The sequence below is a fragment of the Streptomyces sp. NPDC054834 genome, from assembly GCF_053611185.1.
In genome coordinates this window covers 269,700-295,424 of sequence record NZ_JBSGZV010000005.1, presented here as the reverse complement: position 1 = coordinate 295,424, position 25,725 = coordinate 269,700, and the positions used below count along the sequence as shown (strand labels likewise).

The 25,725-nt window shown below is 70.9% G+C and carries 25 protein-coding genes and 1 pseudogene; 7 read left to right on the top strand and 19 right to left on the bottom strand.

Features of this window, described 5'->3' with window-relative positions; genetic code table 11:
• Positions 1-36 precede the first annotated feature (36 nt).
• A complete protein-coding gene (locus tag ACWGJM_RS10225) occupies positions 37-1,260 on the top strand; it encodes a serine hydrolase domain-containing protein (protein ID WP_453411204.1) in 1,224 nt (407 codons plus the stop codon).
• Between the two features lie 191 nt (positions 1,261-1,451).
• On the opposite strand, the gene ACWGJM_RS10220 is transcribed toward ACWGJM_RS10225, so the two are convergent.
• The 4 genes from ACWGJM_RS10220 to ribA all read right to left on the bottom strand — a co-directional run bounded on the left by ACWGJM_RS10220 (position 1,452) and on the right by ribA (position 4,212).
• A complete protein-coding gene (locus ACWGJM_RS10220; protein ID WP_453411203.1) occupies positions 1,452-1,976 on the bottom strand; it encodes a hypothetical protein in 525 nt (174 codons plus the stop codon).
• A gap of 86 nt (positions 1,977-2,062) precedes the next feature.
• Positions 2,063-2,239, bottom strand: a complete 177-nt coding sequence (locus ACWGJM_RS10215) for a hypothetical protein (RefSeq protein WP_453411247.1) — start codon at positions 2,237-2,239, stop codon at positions 2,063-2,065.
• Positions 2,236-3,375, bottom strand: coding sequence for an NAD(P)/FAD-dependent oxidoreductase (locus ACWGJM_RS10210; RefSeq protein ID WP_453411245.1), 1,140 nt, complete (start codon positions 3,373-3,375; stop codon positions 2,236-2,238). The genes ACWGJM_RS10215 and ACWGJM_RS10210 overlap by 4 nt, the downstream gene beginning before the upstream one ends.
• Before the next feature lie 177 nt (positions 3,376-3,552).
• Complete coding sequence (gene ribA, locus ACWGJM_RS10205; RefSeq protein WP_453411202.1) at positions 3,553-4,212, bottom strand: GTP cyclohydrolase II; 660 nt, start codon at positions 4,210-4,212, stop codon at positions 3,553-3,555.
• Between the two features lie 39 nt (positions 4,213-4,251).
• On the opposite strand from ribA, the gene ACWGJM_RS10200 reads away from it, so the two are divergent.
• Positions 4,252-5,046 (top strand): creatininase family protein, encoded by a 795-nt coding sequence (locus ACWGJM_RS10200; protein ID WP_453411201.1) that lies wholly within the window; start codon positions 4,252-4,254, stop codon positions 5,044-5,046.
• Positions 5,047-5,102: 56 nt separating this feature from the next.
• On the opposite strand, the pseudogene ACWGJM_RS10195 reads toward ACWGJM_RS10200, so the two are convergent.
• From ACWGJM_RS10195 to ACWGJM_RS10175, 5 genes and pseudogenes are all read right to left on the bottom strand, one after another.
• A pseudogene (locus ACWGJM_RS10195) lies at positions 5,103-6,098 on the bottom strand (lysylphosphatidylglycerol synthase transmembrane domain-containing protein); the annotation flags it as partial.
• Between the two features lie 290 nt (positions 6,099-6,388).
• Positions 6,389-7,360, bottom strand: a complete 972-nt coding sequence (locus tag ACWGJM_RS10190; RefSeq protein WP_453411244.1) for a methyltransferase domain-containing protein — start codon at positions 7,358-7,360, stop codon at positions 6,389-6,391.
• A gap of 155 nt (positions 7,361-7,515) precedes the next feature.
• The gene (locus tag ACWGJM_RS10185) at positions 7,516-8,700 is read right to left on the bottom strand and encodes a glycosyltransferase family 4 protein (RefSeq protein ID WP_453411200.1); all 1,185 of its coding nucleotides are present in this window, start codon (positions 8,698-8,700) and stop codon (positions 7,516-7,518) included.
• Entirely contained in the window at positions 8,697-9,095 is a 399-nt protein-coding gene (locus ACWGJM_RS10180) for a 6-pyruvoyl trahydropterin synthase family protein (protein WP_453411199.1), read from the bottom strand. Before ACWGJM_RS10180 ends, ACWGJM_RS10185 begins: the two co-directional genes overlap by 4 nt.
• Positions 9,096-9,258: 163 nt before the next feature.
• A complete protein-coding gene (locus tag ACWGJM_RS10175; protein WP_453411198.1) occupies positions 9,259-10,239 on the bottom strand; it encodes a zinc-dependent alcohol dehydrogenase in 981 nt (326 codons plus the stop codon).
• A gap of 121 nt (positions 10,240-10,360) precedes the next feature.
• Between ACWGJM_RS10175 and ACWGJM_RS10170 the strand changes: the two genes are divergently transcribed.
• Positions 10,361-11,188: a CDP-alcohol phosphatidyltransferase family protein gene (locus ACWGJM_RS10170; protein ID WP_453411197.1), complete on the top strand. Its 828-nt coding sequence runs from the start codon at positions 10,361-10,363 to the stop codon at positions 11,186-11,188.
• 147 nt (positions 11,189-11,335) lie between these two features.
• Here the strand turns inward: ACWGJM_RS10170 and ACWGJM_RS10165 are convergent, their stop codons facing one another.
• The 3 genes from ACWGJM_RS10165 to ACWGJM_RS10155 form a co-directional block, all read right to left on the bottom strand.
• Complete coding sequence (locus tag ACWGJM_RS10165) at positions 11,336-12,100, bottom strand: YcnI family copper-binding membrane protein (protein WP_453411196.1); 765 nt, start codon at positions 12,098-12,100, stop codon at positions 11,336-11,338.
• Positions 12,101-12,141: 41 nt separating this feature from the next.
• Positions 12,142-12,753 carry a hypothetical protein gene (locus ACWGJM_RS10160; RefSeq protein WP_453411195.1) on the bottom strand — a complete coding sequence of 204 codons (612 nt, stop codon included), beginning with the start codon at positions 12,751-12,753 and terminating at the stop codon, positions 12,142-12,144.
• Between the two features lie 103 nt (positions 12,754-12,856).
• A complete protein-coding gene (locus ACWGJM_RS10155; protein ID WP_453411194.1) occupies positions 12,857-13,396 on the bottom strand; it encodes a hypothetical protein in 540 nt (179 codons plus the stop codon).
• A 104-nt stretch (positions 13,397-13,500) separates the two neighbouring features.
• On the opposite strand from ACWGJM_RS10155, the gene ACWGJM_RS10150 reads away from it, so the two are divergent.
• Positions 13,501-13,629, top strand: a complete 129-nt coding sequence (locus tag ACWGJM_RS10150) for a hypothetical protein (RefSeq protein ID WP_453411193.1) — start codon at positions 13,501-13,503, stop codon at positions 13,627-13,629.
• A gap of 438 nt (positions 13,630-14,067) precedes the next feature.
• On the opposite strand, the gene ACWGJM_RS10145 is transcribed toward ACWGJM_RS10150, so the two are convergent.
• Positions 14,068-14,451 carry a peptidoglycan-binding domain-containing protein gene (locus tag ACWGJM_RS10145; RefSeq protein WP_453411192.1) on the bottom strand — a complete coding sequence of 128 codons (384 nt, stop codon included), beginning with the start codon at positions 14,449-14,451 and terminating at the stop codon, positions 14,068-14,070.
• 114 nt (positions 14,452-14,565) lie between these two features.
• Positions 14,566-14,940 (bottom strand): peptidoglycan-binding domain-containing protein, encoded by a 375-nt coding sequence (locus ACWGJM_RS10140; RefSeq protein ID WP_453411191.1) that lies wholly within the window; start codon positions 14,938-14,940, stop codon positions 14,566-14,568.
• Between the two features lie 317 nt (positions 14,941-15,257).
• Here ACWGJM_RS10140 and ACWGJM_RS10135 point away from each other — a divergent pair, with 317 nt between their 5' ends.
• Together ACWGJM_RS10135 and ACWGJM_RS10130 are read left to right on the top strand one after the other, a co-directional pair.
• Positions 15,258-15,998, top strand: coding sequence for a peptidoglycan-binding protein (locus ACWGJM_RS10135; protein ID WP_453411190.1), 741 nt, complete (start codon positions 15,258-15,260; stop codon positions 15,996-15,998).
• A complete protein-coding gene (locus ACWGJM_RS10130) occupies positions 15,995-16,867 on the top strand; it encodes a helix-turn-helix domain-containing protein (RefSeq protein ID WP_453411189.1) in 873 nt (290 codons plus the stop codon). Before ACWGJM_RS10135 ends, ACWGJM_RS10130 begins: the two co-directional genes overlap by 4 nt.
• 188 nt (positions 16,868-17,055) lie before the next feature.
• Here ACWGJM_RS10130 and ACWGJM_RS10125 read toward each other — a convergent pair whose 3' ends face one another.
• The 5 genes from ACWGJM_RS10125 to ACWGJM_RS10105 all read right to left on the bottom strand — a co-directional run bounded on the left by ACWGJM_RS10125 (position 17,056) and on the right by ACWGJM_RS10105 (position 23,627).
• On the bottom strand, positions 17,056-18,942 hold the full coding sequence (locus ACWGJM_RS10125; protein ID WP_453411188.1) for a discoidin domain-containing protein: 1,887 nt from the start codon (positions 18,940-18,942) through the stop codon (positions 17,056-17,058).
• A gap of 129 nt (positions 18,943-19,071) precedes the next feature.
• Positions 19,072-20,457 (bottom strand): GH1 family beta-glucosidase, encoded by a 1,386-nt coding sequence (locus ACWGJM_RS10120; RefSeq protein ID WP_453411187.1) that lies wholly within the window; start codon positions 20,455-20,457, stop codon positions 19,072-19,074.
• A gap of 8 nt (positions 20,458-20,465) precedes the next feature.
• Positions 20,466-21,305 carry a carbohydrate ABC transporter permease gene (locus tag ACWGJM_RS10115; RefSeq protein ID WP_453411243.1) on the bottom strand — a complete coding sequence of 280 codons (840 nt, stop codon included), beginning with the start codon at positions 21,303-21,305 and terminating at the stop codon, positions 20,466-20,468.
• Positions 21,306-21,312: 7 nt separating this feature from the next.
• Positions 21,313-22,305: a carbohydrate ABC transporter permease gene (locus ACWGJM_RS10110; protein ID WP_453411186.1), complete on the bottom strand. Its 993-nt coding sequence runs from the start codon at positions 22,303-22,305 to the stop codon at positions 21,313-21,315.
• A 5-nt stretch (positions 22,306-22,310) separates the two neighbouring features.
• Positions 22,311-23,627, bottom strand: a complete 1,317-nt coding sequence (locus tag ACWGJM_RS10105) for an ABC transporter substrate-binding protein (protein WP_453411185.1) — start codon at positions 23,625-23,627, stop codon at positions 22,311-22,313.
• A 209-nt stretch (positions 23,628-23,836) separates the two neighbouring features.
• Here ACWGJM_RS10105 and ACWGJM_RS10100 point away from each other — a divergent pair, with 209 nt between their 5' ends.
• Positions 23,837-25,654, top strand: coding sequence for a coagulation factor 5/8 type domain-containing protein (locus tag ACWGJM_RS10100; protein ID WP_453411184.1), 1,818 nt, complete (start codon positions 23,837-23,839; stop codon positions 25,652-25,654).
• The last annotated feature ends 71 nt before the right edge of the window (positions 25,655-25,725 follow it).

Genomic DNA, 25,725 nt, shown 5'->3' with positions numbered 1-25,725 from the left:
GAATCACACCGGGCCGGACACGACCGGAGGAGAGCGATGGCACAGCTGCGGCAGGAAGCCGATCCGGGCGAGGCCGGGCTGGACGCGAAGGCGCTGGACCGCCTCGACCAGTACGTCGCCCACCATGTCGACGAGGGACGTCTCCCCGGCTTCCTGGTGGCCGTCTCGCGCGGCGGCCGCGTCGCCCACCTGACCGTGCACGGACACCGCGACCGGGCGGCGGGGCTGCCGGTCGAAACGGACACCCTGTGGCGGATCTACTCCATGACCAAGCCGGTCACCGCGGTCGCCGTACTGCTGCTGGCCGAGGAGGGCATGCTGTCGCTGGACGACCCGCTCGAGACCCACCTGCCCGCCTTCGCGAACCCGCGGGTGTACGTCTCCGGTTCCGGCACCGACGTGGCGACCCGCCCGGCCGACGGCCCCGTCCTCCTGCGCCACCTGCTGACCCACACGGCCGGCCTCACCTTCGGCTTCTACTACTCCCACCCCGTCGACGCCCTCTACCGCAAGGCCGGCCTGGAGTCGTCCGTGCCGCCGGGCGCGGACCTGGCCGAGACGATGGACGTGTACGCCCGCCTGCCCCTTCAGTTCGAGCCGGGCACGCAGTGGAACTACTCGGTCGCCTCCAACGTGCTCGGCCGTGTGATCGAGGTGGTCTCCGGCCGGCCCCTCGACCGGTTCCTCGCCGACCGGGTCTTCCGGCCGCTCGGCATGACGGACGCCGGTTTCGAGGTCATGTCCGAACAGTCCGGCAGGCTGGCCGAGTTGTACGGCGAGACCGACACCGGCGGCATCGAGCCGATCCCCGGGCTGCCGCTGCACGGCCGCCCCCGCTTCCTGTCCGGCAGCGGCGGAATGGTCGCCTCGGCCCACGACTACCACCGGTTCATGGAGATGCTCCGCCGGGGCGGCGAACTGGACGGCACCCGCCTGCTCTCCGCCGAGTCGGTGGCCCTCATGACCAGCAACCACCTCGCCGGCGGCGCCGACCTGCGCGCCTTCGGCGCCCCCGCCCACCAGGAGCCCGGCAACGCGGGCATCGGCTTCGGCTTCAACGTCTCCGTGGTCACCGACCCCGCCCGGACGGTGGCGCCCATGGGCCTGGGCACGTTCGGCTGGAGCGGCGTGGCGACCACGACCTTCTGGATCGATCCGGGCCGGGATCTGACCGTGCAGTTCATGACCCAGGTGCGTCCGAAGAAACTGAAGATCTTCCCGGAGCTGAAGCGGCTGGTCCACGAGACCGTCGTCGACTGAATACGGATTCTGTCTGCGATCTTCGTCCGCAGATCACCGTCTACGGTATTCCGGCCTTGGTGCTGGTGAGCTCGCGCCTTCAACTGTCGCCGATGCGGCCACCGGGCACGAGGTGGTGGTCATGGCCGTCGGGGGGCGCACCGGTTCGCAGGCGGAGCCGGGGCTTTGGACACCCATCGGGATCCCTGCCGTCAGGGTGCGGGAGTGTAGGTGCCGTTCACGTCCAGGGCGTAACTGCCGCTCTTGTGGCCGTCGACGGCGGTGTTGCCCAACCACTCTCGGGCCATGTGGTGCAGATCCTTGGCACGCCTCTCCCAGGGCATGGAGTGCCCCGTGGCAGCCACCTTGATCATGAGCTTGTCCGCGCCGGGGACGGCGGAGTAGAGGTCGCAGACGGAGAAGTTGAGCTGGTCGATTGGCGACGGGTGCATCGCCTGCATGTCGTGCTCCCCGTAGGCAAGAAACACGGGCACGACCGTGCCGAGTATGCCGTCGAGTGGCACCGTGGTGTTGTTCCAGCCCCACCAGAAGGAGTTGCGGACCCGGGACACACCGATCGGTGCGCCGGACTGCACCGGTCCCCAGTTCCTGCCGATGGTGTCGTTCTCCATGATGGCCGCCCACACCACGTCCACCATGTCGTTGTCCCGCTGCCCCGGGCTTTTCACCTCGACGTCCCAGGAGTCGGTGAAATCCTTCTTCGTGGTGAGGTTCATGGGAGGATGTGGCGGACGCCCAGGGCCAGGGGGCGGGAGACGCAGCAGGCCATGGCGCTCTCCTCGGCATCGCCCACCAGGCCGGCCTAGTACTCCTCGGCCGGGGAGATCCGCTGCCCGGACTCCTCGACGGTCAGCGTCACCCCGGTCCCGGTCGGGCGTCGGGCGTCGGGCGTCGGGCGTCGGGCGTCGGAGGGGACGATGGGCGTGCGGCGTTCCGTCGTACGGTCCTCGTGGCACAGCCACAGGTGGAGCTCGGTCATACCAGGTTGGACTCCGGGCGCGGGGCGTCGGCCGCGAAGCGGTCGGCGCTCAGGGGACGGACGTCCAGGAACGGTGCGCGGCCCAGGTACAGGTCGCGGATCACCTCCCCGACGGCAGGTGCCTGGAGGAAGCCGTGTCCGGAGAAGCCGGTTGCATACAAAAATCGGGATACTGAAGACGCCTCGCCGATCAGGGCGTTGTGGTCGGGCGTGTTCTCGTACAGCCCCGCCCAGCCGCCGGTGCGGCGCAGGTCCAGGAGGGCGGGGGCGCGCCGTTCCATGGCCTCGGTGAGGCGGGGGATCCAGCGGTCGTGGGTGTCGGTGGCGAAGCCGGGTGTCTCGTCGGGATCGGACATGCCGACCAGCAGGCCGGGGCCCTCGGCGTGGAAGTACAGGCTGGTGGTGAAGTCGATCGTCATCGGCAGCGTGGGAGGCAGGCCGGGTACGGCTTCCGTGACGGCGATCTGGCGGCGCAGCGGCTGCACCGGCAGGTCCACTCCGGCCATCACGCCGACCGCCCGCGACCAGGCGCCGGCCGCGCAGATCACGGTGCCGGTGACGATGCGGCCCAGGCTCGTGGTCACCGCCGTGATCGTGTCGCCGTGCCGTTCGATGCCGGTGACCTCGGTGTGCCGCAGGATCCGGGCGCCGTGGGCGCGGGCAGCGGAGACGTAGCCGTGGACGACCGCCTCGGGCGTGCAGTGGCCGTCGTCCGGGGACCATGCGGCGGCCAGCAGTCCGTCGGTGCTGATCAGCGGCGACAGTCTCCGGGCCTCCTCGGGGGCGATGATGCGGCTGGGCACGCCGAGGGAGTTCTGGAGCCGCACGCCCGCCTCGAAGGAGGTCACCTCCTCGGGCGTCGACAGCAGGAAGAGGTAGCCGACCCGGTGCAGCCCGATGTCGTGTCCCGTGTCCTGCTCGAACCGGGCGAAGGCCTCAAGACTGCGGGCGCCCAGCTGGATGTTGAGCTCGTCGGAGAACTGTGCCCGCACCCCGCCGGCCGCCTTCGACGTGGACCCGGCGGCCGGTTCGTCGCGTTCGACGAGTACGACGTCACGGACGCCGGCCCGGGCCAGATGCCAGGCGATGCTGGTGCCGATCACCCCGCCGCCGACGATGACGACCCCGGCCTGCATGGTCACTTGGCACCTCCGCGGCAGTCGGCGTCCGGGGCCCGGAGAGGAAGAGGACGCCTTCGGTCATGGCCTCTTCTTCCTGTCCGGATCTCCGGGCTCGTATGCGGGACAGGTGTTTCAGGACAAGGTGGTTCAGGACAAGGTGGTTCAGGACACGGTGGTTCAGGACACGGTGGTTCAGGACAGGTGAGCGACGGCGTCCAGGTGGGGCAGGTTGTGGTCGAGTCGCTCCCGCTTCGTCCGCAGGTAGGTGATGTTGCTCTCGCACGGCGGAATCAGCAGCGGCACCGTCTCGGCGACCTCTATGCCGTGCCGTACCAACGCTTCTCGCTTGCGCGGGTTGTTGGACATCAGGCGGACCGAGTTCACGCCGAGGTCGTGCAGCATGCCGGCGGCGACGCCGTAGTCGCGGGCATCGACGGGCAGTCCGAGGGCGAGGTTCGCCTCCACGGTGTCCAGGCCCTCCGCCTGGAGGGCCATCGCGCGCAGCTTGGCGAGCAGGCCGATGCCACGGCCCTCATGCCCTCTCAAGTAGACGACGATGCCACTGCCTTCGGCGACGACCGCGCGCAGCGCGGAGTCCAGCTGGTCGCCGCACTCGCAGTGCTGGGAGCCGAACGCGTCGCCGGTCAGGCACTCCGAGTGCAGCCGGACGAGCACCCCCTCGGAACCGATCTCGCCGTAGACCAGGGCCACTTGCTCGTCACCGCGGTCGTGGTCCAGGTAGCCGACCGCCTGGAATTTCCCGTACACCGTGGGCAGTGGCGCATTCACGACGCGTTCCACGCCCGTACGCTGCGCTGCCTTCTTGCCGAGTACGCCGATTTTTTCTGTCATGATCTGATTCCTAAAGCAGAGACGAAAGGCCGTGAAGAAATGAGTGGTTCGGGCGCGGGTGGGGCGAGGTACGGTACATGGGGCCCGCTGCCGGCGGACACCACGGAAGACGTACGGGCGCGGGCGGCGGGCGTCTCAGCACAGGTGGCCGTCCTTCCCGTCGGCAGTTTCGAGCAGCACGGCCCCTACCTTCCGTTGGCGACCGACACCTTGGTCGCCTGTGCCATCGCCCGGGAGATCGCCGCGGCGCACCCGGTGCACCTCCTTCCTCCGGTGACGGTCGCCTGCTCGCACGAGCATGCGGCCTGGCCAGGGACCGTGAGCATCTCCTCCGTGACCCTGCATGCGGTGGTACGGGACATCGCGGCGTCGCTGCGCCGCTCGGGCGTCGACGCGCTCGTCGTGGTCAACGGGCACGGCGGAAACTACGTGCTGGGCAACGTGGTTCAGGAGGCTTCCGCGCGCGGGGAGCGGATGGCGCTGTTCCCGGCCGCGGAGGACTGGGAGGAGGCGCGGGAGCGGGCCGGGGTGCTCACCTCGCTGCTCACCGACATGCACGCGGGAGAAATCGAGACGTCCATTCTGCTGCACGCTCATCCCGAATATGTCCGTCCTGGTTACGAGTCCGCCGATTTCACCGCGGACGACCGCCGTCATCTGCTCACCGTGGGAATGTCCGCCTATACCGAATCGGGTGTCATCGGCCGTCCCTCCCTGGGTTCGGCGGAAAAGGGGAAGGAACTGCTGGCGAGCCTCGTCGAATCCTTCGGCGCGTACCTGGAGCTGCTCACCTCGTCGGAGCCGGAGGGCGGCTCCGGCAGCGGGCGCGCGTAGCGGCCGCGCAGTCCGGTGTACCACCGGGCGACGAGGACGAGCGCGCCGGGCAGGGCGGCGACGAAGCTGAGGACGCCGTACACCACGGCGACGGCCAGCCCGCTGCTCGCGCCCAGCCCGGCCGCGCCGAACGCCCAGGCGGTGGCGCCCTCCCGGGGGCCGAAGCCGCCGACGTTCAGCGGCAGGCCCATGGCAATCAGGGCGAGCACCGCGAGCGGCAGCAGCACCGGCACGGAGGCACCGGATCCGGCGACCCGGGCCGCGACGACGAACATCGCGAGGTGTCCGGCCAGGACGACGACGGAGGACAGCGCGACGCCCGGACCGTTGCGGCGCGAGAGCAGCGCGTGACGGGCCTCGACGAGGCTGGTGCGCCGGGTGCCCCGGCGCGAGGGGGCGCGGTTCATGCGGACCGCGAGGACGACGGCGAGCGCGCCCAGCGCGGCGAAGACGGCCGGCAGGGCGAAGCTGCGGGCGTCGTCCCGTACCGGCGAGGGCAGCGTCAGCAGCGCCGCCCCGCCGATCACGGCCAGCGCGACCTGGCCCGCGACGCGCTCCAGCACGACCGCCCGGACGCCGCGCCCCATGTCGCCGGCGCTCTGCCCGTGGCGCACCGCCCGGTGCACGTCGCCGAGGACGCCGCCGGGCAGGGCCGCGTTCAGGAACAGCGCCCGGTAGTAGTCGGCGACGGCCGCCCCCAGCGGCAGCCGGATCCCGAGGCCGCGGGCCACCAACTGCCAGCGCCAGGCGCTGAACACCGTGGTGACGACGCCGACTCCCAGCGCCACGAGAAGCGTTCCGCCGTCGATCCGCCGCAGCCCGTCGAGGAACACGCCCGTGCCCAGCCGCCACAGCAGGACGGCGAGGATGACGACACCGGCGACGGTGCCGAAGTGGGTGCGCACGGCGGGGGTGTTGACGCGTGCCAGGAGGGAACGCAGGCCGGAGCGGGGGGCGGCGGGCGCGTTGGGGCCGGTGGGTTGCGGGGGCACCGGGACGGGGTCCGGCGTGTGGGGGGAGGGTGCAGCGGCGTCGGGCACCCACACGGGCATCGCGACCGCCCGCGGTGCGGCCCCGGTTCCCGCGGCCGTGCCCGCGGACCTGCGCACGCGGGTGCGTGCGGTCCGAGTGCGTGCGGTCGTGGTGGGCTGCACGCGCGCGTGGGTGGCCGCACGGGCCGTCCGCGGCTTCGTGGCACCGTACGCCTGCGCGGACCTGGCGGTGCCGGCTCGCGCGGTCCGGGCGGCGCCCGGCCGTGTGGCGCGGGCGCTGGCCGCGAGCGTCGTCCGCGCGCTCGCCGGACGCGTGGTCGCGGCGCTCCCCGTCTGCGGGGCCCCCGCACTCACGCGGCGCCGCCCGTCGGCCGCGGCAGTGCCAGCAGGTCGCTGTGGTGGACGGTGACGCGCAGTTCGCCGGCGGCGCAGGCGGCCAGGCGCTCCTGGAGGTAGCGGCCGGCGCGCTCGCCCAGTTCGGGGCGCTGCTCGACGGCCGCGCCGACCCAGCCGCGCAGCCACTGGGCGGTCAGTTCGGCGTCGCCGGGGCCCAGTCGCCAGGGGCTGGGGTTGACCCGTACGGTCGCGCCGCGCTCTCCGAAGGCCTCGGCGGCCGCGGTGACCGCGTCGGGGCCGAGCAGGCCGCCGCGTCGCTGGTGGGCGTTGAAGGCCTCGGCGATCTCGGTGTCCAGCGGGTCGGACGGGCCGAGTTCGACGCGTCCGGCGACGGACAGGGTCAGCAGCGCCGGGCAGCCGGCGCCCACGCAGGCCTCCGCGAGGGCCTCGATCTCCTCGCGGGTGAGGACGTCGAGCAGTGCGGAGGCGGTCACCAGGGAGGCGCCGGACAGGGCGTCCTGGGTGAGACGGGCGACGTCGGCGCGCCGGGTCTCGACGGTGACCCGGCTGCCGTCGGCGGCCGCCCGGGGGGAGGCGACGGCAGCGAAGTGCAGCAGGTAGGGGTCGCGGTCGTGCAGGATCCAGTGCTGGGCGCCGTCCAGACGGGGCGCCAGCCAGCGGCCCATCGAGCCGGTGCCGCAGCCCAGGTCGTGCACGACCAGACTCCCGCACCGTCCCGGCAGGTTGGCCAGCCGGATCCGCAGCGGGTCGAGCAGGTCGAGCGCCCGGGCGGCCCCGTCGGCCCCTTCGCGCAACTGGAGCCACTCGGGCGCGTACCGGGGCGGTTCCTCCTCCGACTCCGACCCGGTGTCCCTCAGCCGTACGGTGGCCCGCTCGCCGGGGCGGGCGACGGGCCCCGCGCCGGCGATCACGCCGGACGGTCCGGGCTCGCCGGCAGTGTCGTGCCGCGGTGCGGGTTCCGTCATGTCCGTGGCCCCGTCGGTCGTACTGTCCGTCGCCGTCTTCGCCGCCGCGTCCTTCGCCGCCGCGTCCTTCGCCGCCGCGTTCTGCGCCGCCGCGTCCGAGACGTCCTTGGGGCCGGGCTGGGCCGGGATGCCGTCGGTCGTCGTGGTGGTCCGGCTCATGCCGCCCTCCGGGGTTCGTCGGGGAGTCGCAGCAGGACTCCGGCCAGGCTGCGGGCGGTGGCCGCCCAGCCGCCGAGTGCCGCGCGGCGGCCGCGGGCTGCGGCCTTCAGACGGCGGCGCACATCGGCCTCGCCGAACCAGCCGCGCAGTTCGGCGGCGAGGGCGGCGGGGTCCTCCGGCGGTACGAGGATGCCGGGCACGCCGCCGTCGGGGGCGCGGCCGACCGCCTCGGGCAGCCCGCCGACGTCGGTGGCCAGCACCGGGATGCCGCGCGCGAGGGCCTCGGTGACCGCCATGCCGTAGGTCTCGGCGTAGGAAGTGAGGACCATCAGGTCGGCGGTGGCGTAGCTGGCGTCGAGGTCGGCGCCGGAGCGCGGGCCGGCCAGGTGCAGGCGGTCGCTCAGGCCGTGCTTCTCGATGAGGGCGCGCAAGTGGGCGACGTACTCGGGATCCTGGTTAAGACCGCCCACGCAGGTGCAGGTCCACGGCAGGTCCCGTACCGCGGCGAGGGCCTCGACCAGCCGGTGCTGGCCCTTGCGCGGGGTGACCGCGGCCACGCACACCAGGTGGGAGACGCCGTCGGTGCCGGGGGCGAGGGGGGCGATGTCGGCGCCGGGGGCGGCGACGTGCACCCGTTCGGGGGCGAGGCCGTGGTGGGAGACGAGGCGGCGCACCGCCCAGTCGCTGGTGGCGATCACCGCGGGCACCGCCCGCAGCACCGCCCGTTCCCGGGCGTCGAGGTCGGCGGCGACGGACGGCTCGAGGCCGGTCTCGTCGCCGAGCGGCAGATGCACCAGCACGGCCAGGCGCAGCCGTTCGGCCTCGGGGACGACGATCTCGGGGACGCCGCAGGCGACCAGGCCGTCCAGCAGGACGACGGCACCGTCGGGCATCTCCCGCAGGGTACGGGCGAGTGCGTCACGGGCGGCGGCGCCGGGGCGGGGCCAGGCGCCGTCCACGGGGTGCTTGGTGACCTGCCAGCCGAAGCCGGGCAGGTCCAGGCAGACCCGCCGGTCGTAGGCGTTGCCGCCGCTGGGGTTGGCCGGGTCGTCGACGCCGCCCGGCAGGACGAAGTGGACGGTGCGCAGGGACATGGGGATGATCCCGACGTTGTTCAGGGCCTCGCGCTGGACGGGCACGTAGGCGAGCGCCGGGCCCCGGCCGATGGTCGTGTCGGTCACAGCGCACGCTCGTAACTCGCCCAGGCGATGTGCGACTCGTGCAGGGTGACCGTGATGCCCGCCAGGCCCTTGGCGCCCTCGCCGAGGGCGCCCTTGTGGACGCGTTCGGCGAGCCGGTCGGCGATGACCTTGGCGAGGAACTCGGTGGAGGTGTTGATGCCGGCGAAGTCGGGCTCGTTGTCGAGGTTGCGGTAGTTCAGCTCGCTCACCACGGCACCCAGTTCCTGGGTGGCCAGTCCGATGTCGACGACGATGTTGTCGTCGTCGAGCTGCTCGCGCCGGAATGTGGCGTCCACCAGGAAGGTGGCGCCGTGCAGCCGCTGGGCGGGCCCGAACACCTCGCCGTGGAAGCTGTGGGCGATCATGATGTGATCGCGGACGGTGATGCTGAACAACTGACGACCCTCCAGGTGCGGCGCGTCCGGTTCCCCAGCGGTTCCCTGCCGGGGGATGCCGTGTAGTACGGCTCTTCGCTTCCCCGTGTTCAGCCGTTCCTCACTCTTTTCTCAGGTCAGGCGCTCTTGCCGGGCCGCGGGTAGTCAGGGATCGGACGTCCCGTCAGTCGTGTACGCCGTACCGCACCCGGTGGCACAGTGCGGGGACCTCCCCGGAGGCGAGCCGGGGCAGCACGTCGGGGAGTTCCTCGAACGCGGACTCACCGGTGATGAGCGCGTCCAGGGCGGGGTCGGCGAGCAGGTCGAGGGCGAGGGCGAGCCGGTCGGCGTAGGTGCGGCCGGGGCGGGCCGGGGAGACGGTGCCGACCTGGCTGCTGCGCACGGTCAGCCGCCGGGAGTGGAAGGCCTCGCCGAGCGGGAGGCTGATCCGCCGGTCGCCGTACCAGCTCAGTTCGACGACGGTGCCTTCGGGGGCGAGGAGTTCCAGTGACCGGGTCAGGCCCGCTTCCGTGGCGCTGGCGTGGACGACCAGGTCGCAGTCACCGAGGGCGTCGGCGGGCGAGGCGAAGCCGGCTCCGAGGGCCTCGGCGGTCTTCGCGCGCGCGGGGTCGGCGTCGACGAGTTGCAGCCGTACGCCGGGGAAGCGGGCGAGCAGGGCGGCGACCGAGCAGCCGACCATGCCGCCGCCGACCACGGCGATCCGGTCGCCGACCAGCGGGGCCGCGTCCCACAGGGCGTTCACGGCCGTCTCGACGGTCCCGGCGAGGACGGCCCGCTGCGCGGGCACGTGGTCGGGCACCACGGTCACGGCGCTCGCCGGGACGACGTAACGGGTCTGGTGCGGATACAGGCAGAAGACCGTGCGGCCGACCAGCTCGCCGGGCCCCTCCTCGACGACTCCGACGCTGAGGTAGCCGTACTTCACCGGGCCGGGGAAATCGCCCTCCTGGAACGGCGCCCGCATGGCGGCGTGCTGGCTCTCCGGCACCCCGCCGCGGAAGACGAGCGTCTCCGTGCCGCGGCTCACCCCGGAGTACAGCGCGCGGACCAGCACCTCGCCCTCGGCCGGTGCCGCGAGCGCCTCCTCGCGGATCTCTCCGTTCCCCGGCGAGGCGAGCCAGAACGCGCGGGCCGAGTGGTTCATCGGCATCCTCCTGAACGATCGGGAACTTGTCCACGTACCGAGGTGTGCACAGGGAGATGTGCACAGGCCGCGCACAGTACGCGGCGTTGATCGACTCTGTCACTCGGCCGGAGGATGTGCGGTGGCCCTGAACAACACGTACGACGCGAGGCTGGTCCAGCAGGAGACCGCTGTGGGAGCGGGCGTCCAGATCCTGCTGCTGGCCCTGCTGGGCTCCGCCATCGGGATGGGGCCGGCCGGCTGGCTGACGGGCCTGGTGTTCGCGATCGCCACCTGGGCGGTGCTCTCCCGGGCACTGCACCGCTCCCGGCTGCGCTCCTTCGGGCCCGCCAACCGCGTCACCCTCGGCCGGGCCACCCTGGTCGGCGGGGTGACCGCGCTGGTCGCGGACTCCTTCGAGAGTTCCCCGCCGGTCACGCTGCTGGTCGGCCTGACCGCCGTCGCCCTGATCCTGGACGGCGTGGACGGCAAGGTGGCCCGCCGCACGGGCACCTCGACGGCGCTGGGCGCCCGCTTCGACATGGAGGTCGACGCGTTCCTGATCCTGGTGCTGAGCGTGTACGTCGCCATGCAGCTCGGCCTGTGGGTGCTGCTGATCGGCGGTATGCGGTATGCGTTCGTCGCCGCCGCCCGTGTCCTGCCCTGGCTGAACGCGCCGCTGCCGCCGTCCTTCGCCCGCAAGACCGTCGCCGCGATGCAGGGCATCTGCCTGCTGCTGGCCGGCGCGGAACTGCTGCCGCACGCCGCCAACCTGGGGATCGCGCTGCTGGCGCTGGGGTCGCTGCTGTGGTCGTTCGGACGGGACGTGCACTGGCTGTACCGGACGTCCCGGACGAGCCCGGTGGCGCCGGTGGCGCCGGTGGCGGCGCAGGCGCCCGTGGTGGAGCGGGCACCGGTCGAGGAGCAGGCGCTGGTGGAGGAGCAGTTGCTGGAGCCCGCGCTGCGGTGAACCGTCCCGGCAGACGTGCGGAAGGGCCCCGGACCATCGACTGGTCCGGGGCCCTCCGCATGTGCGGCGCTACGAGCTGCACGTCGTGTGCGGCCCTACGAGCAACACGCCGTGCGCGGTGCGACGAGCAACACGCCGTGCCCGGTGCTACGACCGTGACAACCGGCCGCGTACGAGGGCGAAGGCCGCCGCCGCGAGGCCGAGCACGCCGACGATCAGGCCCGCGACGCCGAGGCCGCGCGCCGTCGAGTCGCTGCCGGAGGCGGCGGTCGGCTTGGTGCCGGCGGAGCTCTTGGCGTCCGAGGACCCGGTCTTGCCGCCCGCCGAGGAGCTGTCGTCGTCCTCGGCCGCACCCTTGGCGGTGAGCTTCAGCACCGGCGCCGGGTTCTCCGGCTCGTCCGCGCCCTCCGCGGGCTGCTCGATCCAGCGGGTCGTCTTGCCGTCGGAGTACGTCTGAAGGGCCTTGAAGGTCAGCTGGTCGGTGTCGTCGGGCAGTTGGCCGAAGGCGACGTCGAAGTCCTCGTAGTGCCCGGCGGTGATCTTGCCACCGGTGAAGGTGATCTCGGAGGCGGCCTCGGTAATGGTGCCGTCGTCGGTCTTCACCGGGGTCTTGAGCTTGCTGGTGGTGACCTTGGCGGTCCAGCCGTCCCGCGGGGAGACCAGTACACCGAGGACGGGGTGGTCGGTGGGCAGGAAGACCTGCACCTTGGTGGTGGCGGCGCTGTCCTCCTCGTTGGGCACGCGGAAGGTCAGCACACCGTCCGTGGCCCCCTTCGCGTAGCTCTCGGGGTGCACGGTGACGTGCGCGGAGGCGGCGCCCGCGGCGGCGAGGACACCGACGGCGGCGAGAACGGTGACGACACCGGCGCGGCGCGCGTTCTTGGACATGCTGGTGGACACGCTGATGGACATGGGTGACTGGATCTCCGTACGTACTGAAAGGTGTTAGGGGGTCAGGTCGGGTACGGGATCCGGGCCGGGGGCCCGCGGCGGTTCACCGCGTGCCGCAGCGGCAGCAGACGGGGCGTTCCCGGGGCGGCCTGGGCGCGCAGCGGTCCGTCGAGGAGTCCGGGCAGCGGGGCGTCCCGCCACCAGGCCACGAGGCCCGGCACCAGGGCGGCCGCCCGCCGCAGCAGCGAGAACAGCGCGGCCTCGCCGCGCCTGAGCCACCAGGAGGCGAGCAGGGCGGCGAGGATGTGGGCGGCCGTGGCGTGCGCGGTCACCGCGTGAACGGGGTGCGGACGGTCCATCCCCACCATGACGTGACCGTGCATGGCGGTCATGCTCATGGCATGCACGGACACGGGGACGGCGCGGTGTGCCGCGTCGAAGGCGATGTGCAGGCCCGCCTGGGTGGCGAGCATGGCCGAGCCGATCCCGAGCAGCGAACGCTCCCGCCCGCCGAGCAGCCACCCGAGCGCGAACACAACGAGGAAACCGGCGGCGTCGACCCGCACCGGCGGCATGTCACCCATGGCGAGCCCGTGCCCGGCGGCAGCCAGCAGCACGCACACCGCGGCGAACATCGCGGCACGCAGACTCCGTACGGCCGGGGACGCGCTCATGGTGAGGGATCCTCCCACGCTCGGGAGATACGGGGGACGCCGACGCCCTGTTCAGTCGCCGCGTCAGGTCACCCTGCGGGCCGGCGTCAGGTCACCCCGCGGGCTACTCGAGACCCGTAGCGTCGATGAGCCGCACCAGGTCGTCCCGGCGGTAGCCGACGAGTCCCGCCCGGTGGACGGCACTCAGCAGCAAATGAGCCACCACCTCCCCCTTGAATCCGTCCTTTCCCTCACCGAACCACTCCTCGGGTTTCTCGATGCCGAGACTGTTCAGAACCACTCCGTGCTCCCGACGGACCTCGGCGACGGTGTCCGTCACCGCGTCGAGAAGCGTGGCTCCGGGTCGCTCGCACTTCAGGGCGAAGCTCCCCCAGTCCACGGGGACACACCCTTCGGGAGGGTGCGCCCGCAGCCCCGTATAGCGAGGGTCGTCGAAGCCGTTGGTGTCGAACGCATCGTCCACGAGGGCGAACCGGTGATGCCCGGGCGGTACGGGGGGCGACGGAGGCGTGTACTCCCACCCCGCGTCCTCGTACAAGCGCCGCTTCACCTCTTCCGCATCGGCGTCCGTCACGGTGAAGTCGTTGATCGTGTTGCGGCCCGTTGTGGTGCCGTCGGGATTACGGTGAAAGGAAAAGCCCATGCGCTCCCCCAATGGGTCGGGTCGGTCTTGACAATTCCGCGCCATTGATCCAAACGGACCGCACCCTCCGTGCGTCCCCGTCTCGGCGAGCTTCACTCGAAGGCGTGACCACCACTGAACCCGTGCCTGCCCACCGGGACCTGACCACCGCGCACCCGCACTCGCCTCAGCCGCGCATCAACGCGCCCGGTCCGACCTGCGCCGGCAGCGGCGGCTCGGTCTGCCCCTCGTAGGCGAGAGGCAGTTCGTGCCGGACAAGGGTGGCCAGGACGGTCCGTGTGGGTGCCGGATGACCACCGAGTCGAAGCCCAGCCCTTTGGCGCTGGCGCGGTGGACCAGGTGACCGACGCGCGGGGTGATCAGCTTCCGTCGCCCGCAACGGACTTCGCTCCCCCCTGACGCGGAGTCGGGCCGCGGCCTCCTGCTGGTCACCGCCCTGACCGACCACTGGGGCACGGAGCCGTATCCGCCGGGCGGCAAGACCGTCTGGGCCGAGTGCGCTTCCCCAAGGGCCTGATCACGTACACCGGCAGCGCGCCCACTCGGAGCGGGCGCGCGCAACGCGTGGCTCGACCGCCGTGTCGAGCGGGTGACGCGGCCAGCCTTCACGGTGACCGAGCAGTGGGACAACGGCCACCGGCCGCTGTCCCACTCCCGCAGATTCAGCCGCTTCAGGGGTGGGAGCCGTGGGGCACGTACGCCTTGCAGTAGTTGCTGTAGTAGCCGTCGTCCATGACCACCCAGAAACCGGTGCTCTTGCCCACCACGCTGTCGGCGTGGAGGCCGTACTTGCCCTGGTACCAGGCCACCCAGTCAGCGGTGCTCGTGCCGAACACCGCGTCCTCGGCGAGCGGGCCGCTCTTCTTGTCGTAGTACTTCTCGTAGTAGAGATTTACGGCGTGCTGGACGCACCAGACGCCGTGTCCGGTGTCTCCCTTGCCGATGGTGCTGGGCGGAGTGGCCGCCATGGCGGCCGGGGCGAGCAGGGAGCCCACGCCGAGGGCAGCGGTTGCAGCGAGCAGGCCGGCCCGCACGCCGACAGCCTTGATACGCATGTCATTTCCCTTCGAAGGGGCTTGGGGCGGCGCAGGCCGTTGGTCGTTGACGAGCACCGCGCCGCCCGTCTTGCATCGATATGCCTGGCTCGTCTTGCGTCTCGGGCGTGTCTCTCAGTTGTGCGGCACGTACGACTTGCAGTAGTTGCCGTAGTAGCCGTCGTCGATGATCACGTAGTGGCCGGTGTTCTTGCCGACGATGCTGTCGGCGTGGACGCCGTGCTTGCCCTGGTACCAGGCCACCCAGTCGGCGGTGCTCGTGCCGAACGCCGCGTCCTCGGCGAGCGGGCCGCTGCTCTTGCCGTAGTACGTCTTGTAGTAGTTGTTCACGGCGTGCTGGACGCACCAGACGCCGTGGCCGGTGTCTCCCTTGCCGATGGTGCTGGGCGGAGTGGCCGCCATGGCGGCCGGGGCGAGCAGGGAGCCCACGCCGAGGGCAGCGGTTGCAGCGAGCAGGCCGGCCCGCACGCCGACAGCCTTGATACGCATGTCATTTCCCTTCCTGAATGGTTGGGGCGGCGCGGGGTGGACCGCACCGCCCGGCTTGCATCACCGACTGTGCTGGACACCCCCGATCCCCCGACAGCGACCGCGGCCGACTGAGGCGTTCGTGGGACGTCCCATGCTCTGACCTGCTGGGATGTCGCTGGATACGAGGTGACGCCGGGACGCCCGCGGGCCGGGGCGGTGGCAAGAAGGTTGTCCGAAAGGCGCATGGCGGCGCGCGCGTCAAGAACCGCGGACCTTGCAGTGGCGTATAACACCACTCAGGGGGCGCCTGCACGAAGCCTCCGACGACTGAACGCATGGGGTGGAACGTGTCGCGTTGGAAGGCGTTACCGGATTCCCTTGACGACCGGGTGCAACAGTTGGTCGTCCAACTTCGGCGACTGAAGGACCGCAGCGGATTGAGCCTGTCGTCGATGGCGTCCAAGACCGGCTACAGCCGCTCCTCCTGGGAGCGCTACCTCAACGGAAAGGCACTGGTGCCGCGACAGGCCGTGGAGGAACTGGCGCGGGTGAGCGGCGTGGAGACGACACGGCTCCTGGTGCTCCATGAGCTTGCTGAAGAGGCGTGGCGGACGGAAGACGGAGCGACCGAAGCGGCGGACACCCCGACGCGGAGCGGTGCACGCCGGGCAGCGCTGATCGGTGTCCTCACGACTGCGCTGCTCGGCGTACTGGTCGTCGGCCTGCTGGTTGCGGTGCCTTGGAGAGACCACGAGAACAGCCGAAAGGACACGGCGGCCACGGCCCATGGGGCCTTCGCCTACAAGCCGGGAAGAACCTACCCCTGCGCGGTGAAGCGGAAGAACGGACAGCTGTACGCGGGGTACAGCACCACCCGCACCGCTGTGCTGAGCCAGCCGGGATGGGACGTCGTAGAGGCCCAGTGCTTGCTGCGTCACCTGGGTCTCGACCCAGGTGGCGTGGACGGCGTCTACGGGGAGATGACGACGCGGGCCGTCAAGCGGCTGCAGGAGAAAGCCGGGCTGGCGACGGACGGCCTGGTGGGTCCGCAGACCTGGAAGGTGCTTCGGCGATGAAGGGCGTCGCGTGCGACAACGCAGCGTTCGCATGTGCACGGCTTGCTCAGGAGTTGCGCCGGCTGAGAGCGAGTACGGGCCTGAGCATGGCCGCGTTGGCCAAGGAAACCGCGTACAGCAAGTCCTCCTGGGAGCGCTATCTCAATGGCCGGCAGCTCGCTCCGCGCCAGGCCGTCGAGTCGCTGTGCGCGATGGCGGGGGAGCCGCCCGAGCGCCTGGTGGCGCTGTGGGAACTGGCCGATCTGGAGTGGAGCGGGCGGGCCCGGAAGGCAGCGCGACCCGTAGCCGAAGGAGCGGTGGCGCAGCCCGACAGGGACCAGCTGGGTGAGGGCGATTTGCCCGCTGATCGTGCCGGACAGAGTCCGGACGGTGCCGTGCGCATCAAGCTGCGCATGTGGGCCGTCGTCGCTGCCGTTTGCGCGGTCGGCCTGGCGACGGCAGTTTGGGTGGCCGCGCCCTCCACCACCGGGGCCAGGGGGTCCGCAGGGCGGGTCTCACACCCCGCGGCACCCACTCCTGGATGTCGTGCACAGACGTGCACGGGCAAAAGCCCAGAGCTGATGGGCTGTGGCATGCCCGGGCGAGTTCGGACACTCGGCCCGCAGCGCAGCACCTCCACCGGTGCACGGTTCGAAATCAGGTACAGCGCGGACTGCAGCGCCGCATGGGCGCGGATGTGGCGCTCACACGCCGGTGACGCCTTGGAGGTGTCGGTCCGGAGCAGCTCGCCACAACGGGCCGAGGTCGCCGACAAATACGACGCGGAGAGCTTCCTCTTCACCCCCATGATCGGCGGCAGAGATCTCACCGGCCTCCGCGTGTGCTTCGAACCGGCGGACAACAGGCGCGAGGAGTGCTTCCGGCGCTGACCGACTGGAATCACCCGCTCCCGCCGGTACGCGGGAAGTCGGCCGACGCGAAGTGGTCGACCCGACCGCCGAGATGATCGCCGACCGCCTCACCGACGCAGCCGGACACCAAGGCGCCTTCGCTGGTCGGTGAGTGCGGCCCCTCATGGGCCGTCCCCTGATCTGCCGTTGCTCGCCTTTCGTCCGTGTCAGCCCCTCTGTTCCACCCGCACCCAGTCCACCTCCGCCTGCACTCCCCCGCCCGCGATCCGGTCCACGCTCGACTGCGGCAGGCCCCAGTAGGGGGTGGTGGCCTTGTTCCAGCCGGCCGGGTAGGCGCCGCCGAGGGCGAGGTTGAGGATCACGTACTGGTTGTGGTCGTAGACCCACTGGCCCCGCGTCGACTCCAGCACGTTGCGGGTCGTCTCCTGGACCAGGCGGTCGTCGACGTAGAAGCGCATCGCCGTCGGGGTCCATTCGACGGCGTAGGTGTGCCACTGGTCGGCGGTGCCGCCGCTGGGGTAGGTCTGGCGGGCGCCTATGTTGCCGTCGGCGGAGTAGCCGGGGCCGTGCAGGGCCGAGCTGGTCCAGTCGGGGTAGCCGATGTTCTCCATGATGTCGGTCTCGCCGGAGGCCGGCCAGGAGACGGAGGGGTCGTCGACGTTGCTGCCCAGCAGCCAGAAGGCGGGCCAGAAGCCGTCGCCCACGGGGAGTTTCATGCGGGCGCTGACCTTGCCGTACGTGAAGTCGAAGTGGGTGCTGGTGTCGATGCGGCCGGAGGTGAAGTCGTAGGTGCCGCCGCCCGCCTGGGTGCAGCCCTTGCAGTACTTCGCCTTAAGGATCAGGTTGCCGTTCTGCGTGCTGATGTTGTCCGGGGAGTCGACGTACGCCTGGGACTCGCCGTTGACCGGGCCCATCTCCGGTCCGGTGCGTACGACCCGCCACTTGGAGCGGTCGAGGCCCGTGCCGGTGAAGTCGTCGAAGAACGTGGTGCGGTAGGTGCCGGTCTGGTCGGCGGGCAGGGACGGGTAGGCGGCGGCCGCGGTGCCGCCGGTGCCCCAGACCTGGAACTCGTAGAGGGAGTAGCCGAACTGGGCGGTGGCGGGCGCCGGGTTGTAGAAGGAGCGGCGTTCCTTGCCCAGCATGCGGACGTAGCGGCCCGTCGCGGGGGTGGGCAGCTTGACCGTGTCGTGCAGGCCGGCCGCGTCGGAAGGGGACTTCACGTTCGCCCGGCGGGCGGCGATATCGGCGGCCGGCGGCTCGTAGACGGTGCGCCAGGTGCGGTTGTCGTCGGAGACCTGGAGGAGGTAGTCGACCGCGTACGCCGACTCCCAGTACAGATCCACCGTGTCGATCGTCGACTGTATACCGAGATCGACCGACACCCACCGGTCCGTGTTCCAGTCGCTGGACCAGCGGCTCGTGTCGCCCTTCAGGTCGGCCGGCCAGCCGCCGTCCGTCAGGGACGCCGGTGAGTGGCCCGCGTCCTGGTAGAAGTTCGAGTACGCCGGGTGGTTCAGGGCCAGGTTGGCGCGGGTCGTCGACGCGGGGGCCGGTTCGCCGCCGTAGACCTTGAAGCTCCACAGGGAGTAGCCGTAGGGCGTGGCCCTCTCCAGGCCGCGCAGGCGGATGTAGCGGCCGGTGACCTCCTGGGGGTAGGTGTGGGCCGTGACCGAGCCGCCCGTGCCGGAGGTCTCCGTGTAGAAGGGGGTCCAGTCCGTGCCGTTCTTCGAGACCTCCAGGACGTAGCGCTTGCCGTAGGCGGCCTCCCAGTCCAGGGTGACGTGGTCCACGCGGATCGTGGTGCCGAGGTCGACGCGGATCCAGGCGTCGTCGGCGAAGTTGCTGGACCAGCGGGTGGAGCCGTTGCCGTCGAAGGCGAGGCCCGGGGCGGCGCCGGCGTTCTCGCTGCCGGAGGCGGTGACGGCGGCCGGGTTCACGGCGTAGGCGGCGGCCGCGCGGTCGGTGTCCCAGCTGACGGCGGCCGCGGAGGCAGGGGCGGCGGCGGAGGCGGGGGTGGCCAGGAGCGGGCCGGAGGCCAGCAGGGCCGCGACGGACAGGGCGGCGAGCAGGGTGCGCGGGATTCGGGATGGCATGCGGCTCTCCTCGGAGGATGAGTGCTGACGCGTGCATGACAGTTCTGCGGGGAGTGGTGCCCCTTGCGTGTGAGCGGACCGGTGGGCGCGGGCTCCCGCACCCGCACCCACCGGTCGTCCAGGCCGGGCTCAGGCGGCCCGGCGTGCCTGGCCGCGGTGGACGCGGACGATGTCCGCGTACCGGTGGCCGGAACCCTTGATGGTGCGTACCTGGGTGCGGTAGTCGACGTGGACGAGGCCGAAACGCTTGTCGTAGCCGTACGCCCACTCGAAGTTGTCCAGCAGCGACCAGGCGAAGTAGCCGGCCAGCGGGGCACCCTTGCGGGCCGCGGAGGCGCAGGCGGCCAGGTGCCGCTCCAGGTAGTCCTGGCGCTCGGGGTCGTCGACGGTGCCGTCGGGGCGGACCAGGTCCGGGAAGGACGAGCCGTTCTCGGTGACGTAGATCTTCCGCGCGCCGTACTCCTCGGTGAGACGCAGCAGCAGTGTCTCGATGCCGCTCGCGTCGATCTCCCAGTCCATGCCGGTGCGCGGGACGTCCGGGCGGCGTACGGAGCGGACGCGCGGGGCGGGGCCGTCGGGGTCGTCGGCGACGTACGCCGGGAAGTAGTAGTTCAGGCCCAGCCAGTCCAGCGGGGCGGCGATGGTCTCCGAGTCGCCCGGTTTCTCGGGGAGTTCGACGCCGTACGTCTCGACCATGTCGGCCGGGAAGCCGCGGCCGTGCACCGGGTCCAGCCACCAGCGGTTGACGTGCCCGTCGTGGCGGCGGGCGGCCGCGACGTCCTCGGGACGGTCGGTGGCGGGGTGCACGGTGGAGAGGTTGTTGACGATGCCGATCCGCGCGTCGGGGGCGGCGGCGCGGATCGCCTGCGTGGCGAGGCCGTGGCCGAGGAGCAGGTGGTAGGAGGCGCGTACGGCGGCGGTCAGGTCGGTCAGGCCGGGCGCCATCGTGCCCTCGAGGTGGCCGATCCAGGCCGAGCAGGACGGTTCGTTGAGCGTGGCCCAGTGCTTGACGCGGTCGCCGAGGCGGGCGGCGACGACCGAGGCGTACTCGGCGAACAGGGAGGCGGTCTCCCGCTCCGGCCAGCCGCCGCGGTCCTGGAGCACCTGCGGCAGGTCCCAGTGGTAGAGGGTCACGGACGGGGTGATGCCCGCCTGAAGCAGCGCGTCCACCAACTCGTCGTAGAAGGCCAGCCCCTTGGCGTTCACGGGACCGTCGCCGCCGGGCCGGACGCGTGGCCAGGCCACGGACAACCGGTAGGCGTTGGTGCCGAGTTGCCGCATCAGGCCGATGTCCTCGCGCCAGCGGTGGTAGTGGTCGCAGGCGACGTCGCCGTTGTCGTCGTTCGCGATCTTCCCTGGGGTGTGGGAGAAGGTGTCCCAGATCGAGGGCGCCCGGCCGTCCTCGGCGACGGCTCCCTCGATCTGGTACGCCGCTGTGGCCGTGCCCCACAGGAAGTCGTGCGGGAGTGCGGCGAGGTCGATGCGTACGGACACTGAAGTCCCTTCGGAATTCATGGTGTTGGTCACTTGACGGCGCCCGCCGTCAGTCCGGCGACGAGGTAGCGCTGAAGCAGCAGGAAGCCCGCGACCACGGGCACGCTGACGACGAGCGAGGCGGCCATGATCTGGTTCCAGTAGACGTTGTTGAGCGTGGAGTAGCCCTGGAGGCCGACGGCCAGGGTGCGCGTGGTGTCGTTGGTCATCACCGACGCGAAGAGCACCTCTCCCCAGGCGGTCATGAACGCGTAGACGGCGACCGCGACGATGCCCGGGACCGCGGCCGGCACGACGATCCTCAGCAGCGCGCCGAGCGGCCCGCAGCCGTCCACCAGCGCCGCCTCGTCCAGGTCGCGCGGCACCGAGTCGAAGTACCCGATCAGCATCCAGATCGAGAACGGCAGGGAGAAGGTGAGATACGTGAGGATCAGCCCGCCGCGTGAGCCGAACAGGGCGATGCCGGTGGCGTTGCCGATGTTGACGTAGAGCAGGAACAGCGGGAGGAGGAAGAGGATGCCGGGGAGCATCTGCGTCGAGAGCACGGTGACCGTGAAGACGCGCTTGCCCCGGAATTCGTATCGGCTTACGGCGTAGGCGGCGAACACCGCGACGACCACCGAGCAGACGGTCGCCGCGCCCGCCACGATCAGCGAGTTCACGAAGTACCTGGCGAGCGGCACCGTCGACCAGATGTCGATGTACGGGCGGACGGTCAGGCCGCTGGGCAGCCAGCGGAACTTGCCCGTGACGTCCGCGAGGGGCTTCAGCGAGCTGGAGACCATCACGTACACGGGGAGCAGTACGAAGCCGGTGAGCAGGGTGAGGAAGATCCGCCGGGACCACAGGAACGAACGGGGCGGCGCCATGGGCGAGTCAGACATCGGCGGCCCTCCGTCCGCGCGAGGTGAGCAGCAGGTACACACCCGTCACGACCAGCAGGAACAGCAGCAGCAGCACGGACATGGCCGAGCCGGTGCCGAAGTTCCAGGTGACGAAGGAGGCTTGGTAGATGTGCACCGAGATCAGGTCCGCGGCCTCGGGGGCGGCCTCGCCGAACAGGACGTACGGCGTGTTGAAGTCGTTGAACGTCCACAGGAACAGCACCAGGACCAGCACCTGGTTGACCGGGCGCAGCGACGGCAGGGTGATGCGGCGGATCTGCTGCCACATCCCGGCGCCGTCCAGTGCTGCGGCCTCGTACAGCTCGTGTGGGATGTTCTGGAGTCCGGCCATGACGATGAGGAAGGCGAACGGCCAGCCCTTCCACACGTGCACGATCAGCAGGGCGTAGAAGCTGTTGTCGCCGATCAGCCAGAAGGACGGCTTGCCGGTGAGGTGCAGCTGGTCGTGCAGGACGTGGTTCACCAGGCCGTTGTCGTGCTGGAACATGAACACCCAGGTGATGACGGCCGCGTAGACGGGCAGCGCGTACGGCACCAGGAACAGGGCGCGCAGCAGGCCGCGGCCGCGGAAGGTGTCCTGCATGAAGATCGCGGCGGTCGTGCCGATCAGCCAGCACAGGGCCACCGACAGCAGGGTGAAGCCGACGGTGACGAAGAACGAGTGCAGCAGTGCCTCGCCGACGGGGGCGTCGAAGTCCACCGAGACGCGGTAGTTGCCGAAGCCGGACCAGGGGGCGGTGCCCCAGTCGCGGATGTAGAACTGCGTCAGTTCCTTGAAGCTCATCACGATGCCGATGACCATCGGCACCAGGTGGACGAGGAGTTCGAGGAGCAGGGCGGGCAGGAGCAGCAGGTACGGCAGTCCGATGCGGCGGATCCGCCCGGTGCGGCGGCGGGGTTCGCCTGCCGCCGCACCGGGCGAGTTGTCCCCGTGCACCGTCTCCCGGAGGGCGGTGGTGGTCATCGTGCTCACTTCGCGGGCATCTGCTGCTGGGCCTTGGCGAGCTGGGCCTTCACCGAGTCGGCGGTGACCGCGTGTGCGGCGGCCGCGTCGGCGAAGAGTTCCTTCACGGCCGTACCGACCGCCGTCTCGAACTGCGACTCGTTCGCGACCTGCGGCAGCGCGACGGCGCTCTTGGCCAGGGTGTCCTTCAGGACGGCGTTGGACGGGGTGGTGAACGCGGCGTCGGACTGGGCGGACTTGACCGGCGGGATGGTGCTGTAGGCCGTGTTGAGGATCTTCTGCTCGGCATCACCGGTCATGAACTTCACGAACTTCGTGGCACCGTCGAGGTTGTGGGTGTTCTTGAAGACGGCCAGGTTGATGCCCGCGACCATCGAGTTGACCTGGGCGCCGGAGCCGGGGGTGCCGGACTGGACCGGCACCGGCGCGATGCCGTACTGGTCCTCGCTCATGCCCTGCGACTTGAGGTTGGAGGACGCGGACTGCCACAGCAGCATCGCCTGCTTGCCCTTGGCGAAGTCGCTCACGGACTGGTTCTGCGCGTACTCGGCGTCGCCGGTGGGGATGACCTTGTCCTTCGCCATGAGGCCGACGTACTGCTGGACCGCGGCGACCACGCCGTCGTTGGTGAAGTCGGGCTTGCCGTCGGCGGTGAAGAAGTCGGCGCCGTGCTGCTTGGCGAAGACGAAGACGTGGTGGATGTTCTCCGCGAGGTTCGCGCCCTCGGCGCCGAGGGCCGACTTGCCCTTCGCCTGGATCTTCTTGCCGTCGGCGACGAGCTCGGCCCAGGTGGCCGGGGGCTTGGCTATGCCGGCGTCGGCGAAGATCTTCTTGTTGTAGTAGAGCGCGTACGCCATCGAGTACAGCGGCACCGCGGCCGGGTCCTTGCCGGCGGCGCCGGTCGAGCCGAGAGCCGAGTCGACGAAGCGGTCCTTGCCGCCGATCTTGCCGAAGTTCTTCGCGTCCCAGGGCAGCAGCGCACCGGTGGCCTGCAAGGAGGCGCTCCAGGTGTTGCCGATGTTCAGGACGTCGGGGCCCTGACCGGAGGTGGTCGCGGTGAGGATCCGGTTGAGCAGGTCGGACCAGGGAACGACCTCCAGCTTCACCTTGATCCCGGTCTGCTTCTCGAACTTGTCGAGTTCGGGCTGGAGGACCTTCTTGTCCACCGCGATGCTGGCGCCCTGGTTGGACGCCCAGTACGTCAGCGTCTTCGGCGAGTCGTTGGACCCGCCGCCCGTCGACGAACCACCTCCGCAGGCCGTGGCGGCCAGGGCCAGAGACAGGGTGACGGCCCCTACGGCCGCGACTCGGATTCTGCGCATGGCTCCCGGTGTCCCTTCAGGGATTGCAATCATGACTTAATTTAGGACGTGAGTTAAACCCTCGGAGATGCGCTCGTCAAGAGGTGCGGCAACCCTTGTGGAACTCCGGTCCCGCCTCTTGACGCGCCCGTTCGGGTAGTTGAAGCATTCACCGGCAAGAGAGCGCTCCCAAACCCCACCTCGTTCACTTCCTGAACAGGAGCCGCCCCATGCCCCTGCCCGCCATCGGCCGCAGAGCCGTCCTGGCCGCCGCGGCCGCCTCAGCCCCGGCCGCCGTGCTCGGCCTGTCCGCCCCAGCATCCGCCGCCCCGCCGGTCGGGAAGACCCCGGCCGGCACGACCCCGGCCGGCACGACCCCGGCCGGGAAGAGGCCGTCCCTGCTGCCCGGCGGCGGCGACCTCGGCCCGAACGTCCTCGTGTTCGAACCGTCGACGCCGAACATCCAGGCACGGCTTGACGAGGTCTTCCGGCAGCAGGAGTCGGCCCAGTTCGGCACCGGCCGGTACGCCCTGCTGTTCAAGCCCGGCACCTACCAGGGCCTCAACGCCCAACTTGGCTTCTACACCTCCATCGCGGGCCTCGGCCTCTCCCCCGACGACACGACCATCAACGGCGACGTGACGGTCGACGCGGGCTGGTTCAACGGCAACGCGACGCAGAACTTCTGGCGTTCGGCGGAGAACCTCGCCCTGGTCCCGGCGAACGGCACCAACCGGTGGGCGGTCGCGCAGGCGGCGCCCTTCAGGCGCATGCACGTGCGCGGCGGCCTCAACCTCTCACCCACCGGCTACGGCTGGGCGAGCGGCGGCTACATCGCGGACAGCCGCATCGACGGCCAGGTCGGACCGTACTCGCAGCAGCAGTGGTACACCCGCGACAGTGCGATCGGCAGCTGGCTCAACGGCGTCTGGAACATGGTCTTCTCGGGCGTCGAGGGCGCGCCCGCCCAGAGCTTCCCGAACCCGCCGTACACCACGCTCGACACCACCCCGGTCTCCCGGGAGAAGCCCTTCCTGTACGTCAGCGGCAGCGAGTTCCGCGTCTTCCTGCCCGAGAAACGCACCAACGCCCGCGGGGTCACCTGGGGCAACGGCACCCCCCGCGGCACGTCCCTGCCGCTGTCGCAGTTCTACGTCGCCAAACCCGGCGTCACCGCCGCGACCCTCAACCAGGCCCTCACACAAGGGCTTCACCTGCTGCTGACACCGGGGATCTACCACCTCGACCAGCCGATCCAGGTGAACCGCGCGGGCACCGTCGTCCTGGGCCTCGGTTACGCGACCCTGGTCCCCGACAACGGCGTCACGGCCCTGAAGACGGCCGACGTCGACGGCATACGCCTGGCCGGATTCCTCATCGACGCCGGGCCGGTAAACTCCGCCACCCTGCTGGAAGTCGGCCCGGGCGGCGCCACCCGGGACCACTCGGCCAACCCGACCACCGTCCAGGACGTGTTCGTCCGCATCGGCGGCGCGGGCGCCGGCCGGGCCACCACCAGCATGGTGATCAACAGCCGCCACACCATCGTCGACCACACCTGGGTCTGGCGTGCCGACCACGGCACCGGCGTCGGCTGGGAGACCAACCGCGCCGACTACGGGGTGGTCGTGGGCGGCGACGACGTGCTGTGCACGGGCCTGTTCGTCGAGCACTTCAACAAGTACGACGTCCAGTGGAACGGCCAGCGGGGCCGCACGATCTTCTTCCAGAACGAGAAGGCGTACGACGCCCCGAACCAGGCCGCGATCCAGAACGGCTCCGTGAAGGGCTACGCCGCCTACAAGGTCGGCGACGCCGTCACCACGCACGAGGGCTGGGGCCTGGGCAGCTACTGCTACTACAACGTCGACCCGGCCATCGTGCAGCACAGCGGCTTCGCCGCGCCGAACCGGCCCGGGGTGCGCTTCCACGACCTGCTCGTCGTCTCGCTCGGCGGCAACGGCCAGTACGAGCACGTGATCAACGACACTGGATCGCCGACGCAGGGCACATCGACGACGCCGTCCACCGTGGTGTCGTACCCCTGACGGGTCGCGACGGCGGCCCCGGCGGGTCGTGACGGTGGCCTCGGCGGGTCGCGACGGTGGCCCCGGCGGGT

What these genes read in the sequence shown, in the direction of transcription:
- ACWGJM_RS10220 (WP_453411203.1), bottom strand. Translation starts at nt 1,976, where the DNA reads ATGAACCTCACCACGAAGAAGGATTTCACCGACTCCTGGGACGTCGAG.
- ACWGJM_RS10190 (WP_453411244.1), bottom strand. Translation starts at nt 7,360, where the DNA reads ATGACGGAACCCGCACCGCGGCACGACACTGCCGGCGAGCCCGGACCG.
- ACWGJM_RS10225 (WP_453411204.1), top strand. Translation starts at nt 37, where the DNA reads ATGGCACAGCTGCGGCAGGAAGCCGATCCGGGCGAGGCCGGGCTGGAC.
- ACWGJM_RS10175 (WP_453411198.1), bottom strand. Translation starts at nt 10,239, where the DNA reads ATGAACCACTCGGCCCGCGCGTTCTGGCTCGCCTCGCCGGGGAACGGA.
- ACWGJM_RS10140 (WP_453411191.1), bottom strand. Translation starts at nt 14,940, where the DNA reads ATGCGTATCAAGGCTGTCGGCGTGCGGGCCGGCCTGCTCGCTGCAACC.
- ribA (WP_453411202.1), bottom strand. Translation starts at nt 4,212, where the DNA reads ATGACAGAAAAAATCGGCGTACTCGGCAAGAAGGCAGCGCAGCGTACG.
- ACWGJM_RS10145 (WP_453411192.1), bottom strand. Translation starts at nt 14,451, where the DNA reads ATGCGTATCAAGGCTGTCGGCGTGCGGGCCGGCCTGCTCGCTGCAACC.
- ACWGJM_RS10165 (WP_453411196.1), bottom strand. Translation starts at nt 12,100, where the DNA reads ATGTCCATCAGCGTGTCCACCAGCATGTCCAAGAACGCGCGCCGCGCC.
- ACWGJM_RS10135 (WP_453411190.1), top strand. Translation starts at nt 15,258, where the DNA reads ATGGGGTGGAACGTGTCGCGTTGGAAGGCGTTACCGGATTCCCTTGAC.
- ACWGJM_RS10200 (WP_453411201.1), top strand. Translation starts at nt 4,252, where the DNA reads ATGAGTGGTTCGGGCGCGGGTGGGGCGAGGTACGGTACATGGGGCCCG.
- ACWGJM_RS10155 (WP_453411194.1), bottom strand. Translation starts at nt 13,396, where the DNA reads ATGGGCTTTTCCTTTCACCGTAATCCCGACGGCACCACAACGGGCCGC.
- ACWGJM_RS10115 (WP_453411243.1), bottom strand. Translation starts at nt 21,305, where the DNA reads ATGGCGCCGCCCCGTTCGTTCCTGTGGTCCCGGCGGATCTTCCTCACC.
- ACWGJM_RS10105 (WP_453411185.1), bottom strand. Translation starts at nt 23,627, where the DNA reads ATGCGCAGAATCCGAGTCGCGGCCGTAGGGGCCGTCACCCTGTCTCTG.
- ACWGJM_RS10160 (WP_453411195.1), bottom strand. Translation starts at nt 12,753, where the DNA reads ATGAGCGCGTCCCCGGCCGTACGGAGTCTGCGTGCCGCGATGTTCGCC.
- ACWGJM_RS10215 (WP_453411247.1), bottom strand. Translation starts at nt 2,239, where the DNA reads ATGACCGAGCTCCACCTGTGGCTGTGCCACGAGGACCGTACGACGGAA.
- ACWGJM_RS10125 (WP_453411188.1), bottom strand. Translation starts at nt 18,942, where the DNA reads ATGCCATCCCGAATCCCGCGCACCCTGCTCGCCGCCCTGTCCGTCGCG.
- ACWGJM_RS10120 (WP_453411187.1), bottom strand. Translation starts at nt 20,457, where the DNA reads ATGAATTCCGAAGGGACTTCAGTGTCCGTACGCATCGACCTCGCCGCA.
- ACWGJM_RS10130 (WP_453411189.1), top strand. Translation starts at nt 15,995, where the DNA reads ATGAAGGGCGTCGCGTGCGACAACGCAGCGTTCGCATGTGCACGGCTT.
- ACWGJM_RS10100 (WP_453411184.1), top strand. Translation starts at nt 23,837, where the DNA reads ATGCCCCTGCCCGCCATCGGCCGCAGAGCCGTCCTGGCCGCCGCGGCC.
- ACWGJM_RS10210 (WP_453411245.1), bottom strand. Translation starts at nt 3,375, where the DNA reads ATGCAGGCCGGGGTCGTCATCGTCGGCGGCGGGGTGATCGGCACCAGC.
- ACWGJM_RS10110 (WP_453411186.1), bottom strand. Translation starts at nt 22,305, where the DNA reads ATGACCACCACCGCCCTCCGGGAGACGGTGCACGGGGACAACTCGCCC.